2 protein-coding genes are annotated in these 2,467 nt (G+C 64.6%); both read right to left on the minus strand.

The window, feature by feature from the left end:
* Positions 1-80: 80 nt before the first annotated feature.
* Positions 81-842: an IS21-like element helper ATPase IstB gene (istB, locus tag WKW79_RS36800; RefSeq protein WP_340340160.1), complete on the minus strand. Its 762-nt coding sequence runs from the start codon at positions 840-842 to the stop codon at positions 81-83.
* The gene (gene istA / locus WKW79_RS36805; RefSeq protein ID WP_340340161.1) at positions 829-2,442 is read right to left on the minus strand and encodes an IS21 family transposase; all 1,614 of its coding nucleotides are present in this window, start codon (positions 2,440-2,442) and stop codon (positions 829-831) included. The genes istB and istA overlap by 14 nt, the downstream gene beginning before the upstream one ends.
* Positions 2,443-2,467: the final 25 nt, after the last annotated feature.

Genomic DNA, 2,467 nt, shown 5'->3' on the forward strand with positions numbered 1-2,467 from the left:
CCCCGATCGACACTTCAAATTCCCCCGGTTGTCGACACCCAAATTCCTCCGGGCAGGACAGGGGTTGCATTATTGATCGATCACGCCTCGACCGCGATCGCCAGGCGTGCCGCGGCCTCCTTCATCCTGTAGCTCCTGCCTTCGAACTCGAGCATGACGGCACGATGCATAAGTCGATCGAGGATGGTGGTTCCCATGGTCGCATCGCCGAGGTACTTCCCCCAGTCCTGCACGACGCGATTGGAAGTCACGACGATGCTGCCTCGTCGCTTGTAGCGCTGATGCACAAGGGTCTGGAGCAATTCAGCGGCGGCATCGGAGACGCGCCGCGCAAGGAAGAGATCATCGAGAACAAGCAGATCGGATTCGAGGTAGGAGCGCATCAGCGTGGTCTGCTCCTTGGCACTGGCCAATGCGAAGTGAGCGAACTCGGTGTCGGCCTCGACGTAGCGAACGTCATGCCCTTGGAGGGTGGCGTGGTAGGCAACAGCCTTGGCCACATGCGACTTGCCGGTGCCTGGCTTGCCGATGATCAGGGCGTTGGCGCCGTCGGCGATGAACTTCAGCGTGTGCAGCTCGAAGCATGCCTGACGGGGCAGCTTCGGGTTGAAGCGCCAGTCGAAGTCACCGAGGGTGGGTCGTTCGTCGAGACGTGATTGCTTGAAGCGTCGCTCGGTCAGGCGCGAGTGGCGCCGGTCGAGTTCGTCTTGCAGCAGTCCTGCAAGCGTCTCCAGCAGCGGCTGCTGCGAGGACTGCGCCTGCATGACGCGGGTGTTCAGGGTTGCAGCGATGCCGGACAGGCGCAGCTCGCGCAGCGTGCGTTCGATCTCAGTGAGGGTCATGCGCAGTACCTCCAGGGGTCAGGGGCAAGGAAGGCTGTGCCGCGGCACAGCGGGAGAACAATTCGGCGTAGATGTCGGCGGGCCGGATCAGCGGGTGTTCCTGCGTCAACGTGAGTTCGAGCTGGCGAGGTTCTTCGGCGCGTTCGATGGCCGCCAGTGCGTCGGCGACGATCTTCTCGGTCAGCTTCTTGACGTAGCTGTAGCTGTGGACACCCTCATGCATCGCCTGCGCACAAGCGCGATCGACAAGACGACGCGGGTAGCGATCGGCCAGGCGGACGATGCCCCAGAGCTTGCGCTGGCCGACGCGGCCTTCGACGGCGAACAGCAACTCGCACAGTCGCTCGGCGTCGCTACCGATCGCCTTGGCTTGCGCGAAGATGCGGCGGGTCTCGCGCGAAGGATTGAACACGCGCTCCTCCATCGGCAGCACCACGGTGCCGGGGCGATCGACACGAACGTGACTGCGCAGCAGCGCCTGCGTCTTCAGGTCACGGATTTCGATGCGGTGCTCGAACAAGCGCACCAGCACGTGGCTACCGATGGGTGCCGGCCGCGCCGCGTAGCTGCTGTGATCGACGCGCACGCAACTGTCGTCGCACACGGTGCGCTGGGCCTCGGTGAAGTACTGCATGCCCTGGGGCGGCAGTGGCTGCAGGAGCGGCCGCTCCTCCTCGAACATCGCCTGCACCTGGCGCCGCGCGCTGCCGTGAATGCGCGAGGCGGCCCATCGGGTCTCCCAGTGTTCAAGGAAGTCGTTCTGCTCCTGCAGCGACTCGAAGCGCCGCCCCTTCAAGGCCGTGGCCTGGGTGTGACCGATCGCGTTCTCGACCGAACCCTTGCGATTGGGATCGCGCACGCGGGCCGGATCGGCGACCACGCCGTAGTGGGCCAATGTGGCCGCGTACACCGGGTTCAATTGCGGCTCGTACAGGTCGGGCTTGAGGACGCCTTCCTTAAGATTGTCGAGCACCACATAACGACACGACCCGCCAAAGTACCTCCAGGCCTGCTCATGCAGGCGGGCCCAGGTCTCCTGGCCGGACTTCCAGACGACACGGCGGAAGCTGCGCCTGGAGTAGCGCAGTGTGGCGACGAACAGTCGCGGCTTGCGATAGCGGTTGGTTCCCGGCACGCGCGTTGGCGCGCCTTCGCCATAGTCGACCTGCATCTCTTCGCCGGGCAGAAACTCCAGCCGATCGAATTGTTCGGGCTCTTGGTGGCGAAGCTTGCGCGCGAAGCGCATCACCGACTCGTAGCGGGCGGTGAAGCCGTGCTGGTCGACCAGATCCTGGAAGATGGCCATTGCGTTGCGGCGCAGCCGCAATTGCGCCTCGATGAACCCGCGGTGCGGCTCGCACGCCGAGATGGTCGCGGGCGAGCGCGCCGGCATCGGAGTCGGTAGACAGGGCGGAGGAATTTGCCCTCCGGAGCCGGCCGACACCCCGGGGGAATTTGCTGCCATCGCGGCAAAGCGCTTCTGGTATCCCCGGATCGTCTTGCGGTCGATCCCCGTGACGCGCTCGATCTCCCGTTGGCTCGCGCCGGCGGCTAACAAGGTCCAGATGGTCGTCTGCAAATGCGGCTTCAAGACATTCACTCCGTCACCCCCTCAGTGCTGAGGA

Origin of the sequence: Variovorax robiniae (assembly GCF_037889955.1) — a bacterium.
In the GTDB taxonomy this organism is placed as follows: domain Bacteria; phylum Pseudomonadota; class Gammaproteobacteria; order Burkholderiales; family Burkholderiaceae_C; genus Variovorax; species Variovorax robiniae.

Bases quoted from the DNA above. Each gene is read 5' to 3' on its own strand.
- istB (WP_340340160.1), bottom strand. From the start codon at position 842: ATGACCCTCACTGAGATCGAACGCACGCTGCGCGAGCTGCGCCTGTCC.